The sequence below is a fragment of the Alcanivorax sp. HI0083 genome (genome assembly GCF_001635175.1).
This window is the reverse complement of the sequence record NZ_LWFX01000923.1, coordinates 1-5,524: the sequence shown is the minus strand read 5'-3', so window position 1 is coordinate 5,524 and position 5,524 is coordinate 1. Positions and strand designations below refer to the sequence as shown.

The following is a 5,524-nucleotide window of genomic DNA, read 5'->3' as shown; positions in this document are numbered from 1 at the left end:
GACAGCGAAGGGCTTCCCATGTCCGCCCTTGAGGCCAAAGCACATGGGTTGCCACTGTTACTGAGCGATGTGGGCGGATGTCATGAACTGGTTGGCGCCGGAAACGGCATTCTGTGTAACAACACACTCGAATCAGTCCGACACAGCATTGATCAACTGATCGCCAATATTGACGACATGCAGTCCGCCGCCAGGGCATCCGCATCGGATGCATGGCTAGAGCCGACAAAATCAGACTACTTAAGCGCTTATCTAGGCGCAGAATCAGGCATTTGAACCCATGAATTCACACTTCATTCCGATAAATCCGGCACGCCACAACCGCCTCCACGAGCGGCTGCTACTCAATCCCGTGACGGGCCACATTACGGGGCTGGCCATTACCCTGTTCTGCGCACAGCTTTTTGCCCACGGATCGATCTCAATCCCCCACGATCCCAACCAGCAACTATCGCTAATAACCCTGGCAACGATTTACATCTTTAATGCACTCCTGATAAAAAAGATTGTTCGCTTCCCGGGTGGCCGCGGCTTTTCCTACAACGCCAGCATCACCCTGGCCCTGATTGCCTCGGCCATGCTGGTAATACTGGCCTTCCGCCTCGGCTACTCACGTAGCACACTATTTGTAGGCTTTGCATTATTACTCGGTGTGCAATTTGTCAATTTCATCATTAACCGTCGCTATCGCAAGCTTAAATTCGCTTTGCTACCCAATGTTGAAATAAACAATAAAGAAAACGCCGAAAACATCTGTTTCCGAGACCTCGTATCGACCGAGCTGTGTGAAACTCGATACGATGCACTTATCGTGGACACCGAATCCAAAATTGAAGACAACTGGTTGCGCTATGTCGCCCATCACAGCGCATCCGGCACAACGATTATCAGCAGCAAAGCGCTGAACGAAGCCATCAATGGAAAAGTCGATCTGAACATGCTGAGCATCCATGACATGGATTCCCTGCAGCCCAGCGCCGTTTATGTCATTGCCAAAAGGCTAATCGACATTGCTTCTGTCGCCCTGCTCAGCCCAATCGTGCTGCCTGTTTCCTTGATCCTGGCCACTATCATTCGCTTTGAATCCAAAGGGTCTGTCCTCTTTATTCAGGAACGAGTCGGGCAAAAGAACATCCCCTTTCGCATGTACAAATTCCGTTCCATGATCCCGGAAGATGATGACACTCCGCGTTTTGCAGACATGGACGAACACCGGATCACCCGCTTTGGCAGCTTTATCCGAAAATTCCGTCTGGACGAACTTCCACAGTTTCTGAATGTACTGAAAGGTGATATGAGCCTGATCGGACCTCGCCCTGAGCAAAGAGGCTTTGTAGAGCAATTCGAGCAGGAAGTGCCTTTTTATAGCTACCGGCATATCGTCAAGCCTGGCATCACAGGCTGGGCTCAGGTGAGCCAGGGGTATGCGGTATGCACGGAGTCAACCCGGGAAAAGGTCGAGCATGACTTCTTTTACATCAAGAATCTGTCGCTATGGGTGGACATTCTGATTGTACTCAAAACCATCAGAACAGTTCTCACGGGGTTCGGCGCTCGCTAACCGAAGCACAAGCAACAAGAAACTCCTCGAGGCCGCAACGTTCCAACAAAGAAGACCATTCCAGTGAGTCCACAGAAGCCGAAAAGCCCTGTGGATCCATAGCCTTCAAATCAGCCAGGCCAGATTCTATTTTATAAAAACTGGCATGATGACAAGTCTCGAAATTCCGGATCCATTCATAATCATTGGTCACGACCCCCAGGCCCGCAGCACAATATTCCAGAACCTTGGTACTGGTCTGCACATTGAAGGGATAAACATCCGGGATAAAATTGAGCCCAAAGCGGGCCTTACTGATCCAACCTGGAACGTCATCATAGGGAACAGCGCCCGTCACAGTCAGAGCCCGCTTCAGCGACCCCAGCCTATCCAGCCAATCGGAATCGTCAATCCTGCCGACAACAAGGACTGATAAATCAGCCTCAAGACACTCCTTGAGAACTTCAAGCAGCCCCTGGCGACCAGCGACCGTTCCACAGTAAACGATGTCGAATTCCTTAGCGGAACCTGCGGTAACCGCATCGAAAAAGCGCTGATGCACGCCCATATCACGCTGAACACTCGGCACCTGGTCAGAAAAACCGAGAACACTTTCAACCTGCCCATTCAGAAAAACACGGCCTACGGGCTTTCTGTTGAGGTATCGCTTTATCGTATCCTTCGCTTGTGCAAAAGGCGGAACACTCAAACTATGATATTCATGGATTTCCGGCACATCACTATGGCTCCAGAAAGGGTAAAATCCCATGAAACGGTATATCAAATCATAGCGCTCGGGAGAAAAAACCTCCCCGTCTGAATGAGAGATAACCTCAAAGCGAACGGAACTACTTTTCTGGAAGTACTCACTATAGGCATGTAACTCTGGCAGGTAAGCACTGGAATCATGTACACACGCCACTTTAATTGTCATGATTATTTACCAAGGCCTTGTTACTGGCAAAAAGATCAAGCCGCCGGACCGCCTCTACCCACCTGACATCATCGCCATACCATTCCAGCAGATTCTCTACAGCCAAATCGGATAGCTCCGCTCGGCCGCCATGCCCTCCCTTATGCGATTGTGCCGCATTGTTCGGGAAACGGTACTGCCCGGGGTCTCCGCCAAGGGTATCGACAAGGCAACACAGATAACTGTCGAGATCCGGCTGCCAGCCCGCCAGAGGGATGCGATGAGACAATTCAGAGAGATTCTCAACAGAACCCAGCCAATCACGGTAGTGAGTTCTTACATGGCCAATAGCGTGCATTGCAGCCCGAGCATTTTCACGGCACTCGGGTTCCGGGTTACTCAGCGCCTCAGCCAGGCTATTGGCATCAGGAAACGATGCAAATGCGGATGCTTCAGCTTCTGTCCATGGAATGAAGTAAGCCGGCTTACCTTGTCGATAGCGGCTATAAAATGCACTGACGAAGCGATCGACCGGATCACGCAATACAAACGTGAATTGATCACTCTTTGGCAACCGCCTAACCGTAGTGCTGTGCTCATGCAGGACCAACCAGGAATTACCCACCCTTTGATTTCCGTGAAAAACCCGCCCTAGAGCCGTCCCCCCTGTCTTCCCGATATGGAGGAAATGGATGACTTTAAAGCCTCTTCGGCGCATAAAAAATGCACCAAGCCATCTAACGAACGCCCGGTAACGGCCAACACAAATGCCCCTGGCTCGCACAAGAAGCTCAGACATCAAAACGGGACCTCAACCTTTCATACTCAGCCTGATAGCCGAACTCCTCGACATCTCGACGATAGCGTCTATAAACCATTTCAACCATTTCAGCGGAGGAATAATAATCTTCATAGTTATATCCCCCAGTACGGTTAAAATGGGGAACATCCCCAAAACCATAATGCTCAGACAGTGCGGGAAAGCTACGCTCAATCTCTTCGAGTTTTTCAATCTGGTCAGGCAAACGCGGTGACAAGGAATGGATCAGGTAGTACTGCCCCATGAAATGTCTGTCACTCAAGCGATCTGGAATATTGCAGACCTTCTCAACAAAGGCCTCGAAAGAATCAGACATTTCCAGGTAACCGCCAAGATAATCCGCATATTCAAACCCAACCATGCGAATTTTTTCAAAATCCTCAAACTTGTTGATATAAGAAGAAACAAGTCTGGAAAAAGGATTTCTGACATAAGTGAAAACATGGCATTGCTCAGCGTCAGGAAACCTCCCTCTTACCGTCAGTTGGGCCACCTTGTGGTTTTGATGAATAGAGTAATTATCCTGAATATCGTCATCTACAATACCAGCCACCATTGCTTTCTTTATGGAAGAACAGGCTGCTTTTGAAACCACCAGGTACGCGACCTTCTTGTCACCCAGCACAACGAACTCAGGCTTTTCAATATGCCCACCAATTGCAGCTTTGCAGGCATGAAGCAGTGATTTTGCCAGCTTACGAAACTGTATATAGAAGCTTTTAATAAAGGCGCGTTTCAGCGAGCCACGGTTACTCATGACAACTCTCTTTCATACAGGTGCGAATAAACTGCCTGGACAATAGATACATGGCGACATTCTGGATCACCATGGTAATTGAAAAGGCCAGGGCAGCACCGACTGCAGCATAAATAGGAATAAGGATAATACTCAGCAGAACGCAAAGAATGCCACTGCCTACAATAATATTTCGCAATAGCTTTTCGTTACCCGTCATAGCCAGCATCCCACCGGAAATTCCGGCAGAAACATTAACCAGTTGCCCTATCGCACAAATCAACACAAGATCAACCGCTGGGAGATATGCCTCCCCAACAGTCATCCTGATCAATACATCAGGCATGGCCACAATAAATACAAACAGTGGGGCAGCAATAACAAGGCCTATCAACGAGCTTTCGCGCAATCCTCTTGCAAGCCCTCCGAAATCTCTCTGGCTCATTGCGCTGGCAAGCTGAGGGGAGATCACGCTCTTTACCGCAATCAACGGCAAGCTCACTATGGAGGCGATTCGTTGCCCCAAGGCCAGCCATGCCAGCTCATCAGGGCTGCACCATATAACGGCCAGAATCTGGCTGACCCAGATAATCATTTCAGAAAATACCGCAGCCAGCCAAAAATGCCGGCTCATCAACAACATTTCCCGTCGATCTGCTTTGGCAGGAAAGCCCGGTCTGTTACCCGGGGGAAATACCCCCAGCGCCAGGGACAGGGAAACCAGACATACAGCAAGAAATGCCGCAGCTGCAGTCGCTGCATTTTCAACGGGGAACAGAAAAATCAGCAGGATAAAGCCGATAAACGGAGCAGATGTAGAGAAAAATATCCCCAGGGAGCTTTTCCTGGCCGCTATCAAAAAGCGGGTCTGGAGAAACAATAAGCTGAAAGGCACAATTGCGGCCAGCATGTACGATAATACCCAGCGCTTACCCTCGGAAAAAAAAGGGACAAGCCAGACAACTGCTACTGCATTAATCGCCACAAAGAGGGAAACCAGGCCAACCAGAAACAACGAAAACCATTGCTGGCGATAAAGTTGATCATCCTTTCCTTCTGAAAATGCGATTGATGCCAGCTTCAGCACGCTGTTATCCGTACCAATTCTCACTACCACTGAAGCAAGCATCAGCACCGCAACGCTCCAGAGGAAAATACCGGCCTGGTCCGCCGGCAGCTGCCTTGCAACAAGAACGTTCATGGCCAGCATGGCCACTGCACCCAGCCCCCTGATCACCAGCGGACCAAGATACTTTTTCAGCAAGGCTGCAAAGCCACGCAACAGAGCGGCCTTATCCGGTTTCGCTGTCAATGAAGGAACCCCAACACATTGAAGGCCTGAGTAAATGAATTCCCGCCTTCGCGGGATTGACGAATCAAGAGAGCATCCAGAGTCGCTATCCGAGCCTGATCAGAAAACGAATAGCCAATGAGTAATGCTTATTTATATCCATTCGGATTCTTGTCCTGCCAGCGCCAGTGATCCTCGCACATCGCGTCAATACCCCGCGAAGC

Annotated in this window: 6 protein-coding genes; 2 read left to right on the top strand and 4 right to left on the bottom strand. The window is 49.7% G+C overall.

Annotation, left to right across the window (positions count from 1 at the left end; all coding sequences use genetic code 11):
* Both A3754_RS09870 and A3754_RS09865 read left to right on the top strand, forming a co-directional pair.
* The coding region (locus tag A3754_RS09870) for a glycosyltransferase (protein WP_156496938.1) at positions 1 to 276 on the top strand (276 nt) is incomplete at its 5' end.
* 4 nt (positions 277 to 280) lie between these two features.
* Positions 281 to 1,561 (top strand): sugar transferase, encoded by a 1,281-nt coding sequence (locus tag A3754_RS09865; protein WP_063519534.1) that lies wholly within the window; start codon positions 281 to 283, stop codon positions 1,559 to 1,561.
* Here A3754_RS09865 and A3754_RS09860 read toward each other — a convergent pair.
* The 4 genes from A3754_RS09860 to A3754_RS09845 all read right to left on the bottom strand — a co-directional run bounded on the left by A3754_RS09860 (position 1,539) and on the right by A3754_RS09845 (position 5,321).
* Positions 1,539 to 2,474: a glycosyltransferase gene (locus A3754_RS09860; protein ID WP_063519533.1), complete on the bottom strand. Its 936-nt coding sequence runs from the start codon at positions 2,472 to 2,474 to the stop codon at positions 1,539 to 1,541. The genes A3754_RS09865 and A3754_RS09860 overlap by 23 nt on opposite strands.
* Positions 2,464 to 3,171 (bottom strand): sulfotransferase family 2 domain-containing protein, encoded by a 708-nt coding sequence (locus tag A3754_RS26100; RefSeq protein WP_197468602.1) that lies wholly within the window; start codon positions 3,169 to 3,171, stop codon positions 2,464 to 2,466. The genes A3754_RS09860 and A3754_RS26100 overlap by 11 nt, the downstream gene beginning before the upstream one ends.
* Positions 3,172 to 3,244: 73 nt before the next feature.
* Positions 3,245 to 4,030 (bottom strand): sulfotransferase family 2 domain-containing protein, encoded by a 786-nt coding sequence (locus A3754_RS09850; RefSeq protein WP_063519531.1) that lies wholly within the window; start codon positions 4,028 to 4,030, stop codon positions 3,245 to 3,247.
* Positions 4,023 to 5,321 (bottom strand): lipopolysaccharide biosynthesis protein, encoded by a 1,299-nt coding sequence (locus A3754_RS09845; RefSeq protein WP_063538421.1) that lies wholly within the window; start codon positions 5,319 to 5,321, stop codon positions 4,023 to 4,025. The genes A3754_RS09850 and A3754_RS09845 overlap by 8 nt, the downstream gene beginning before the upstream one ends.
* Positions 5,322 to 5,524: the final 203 nt, after the last annotated feature.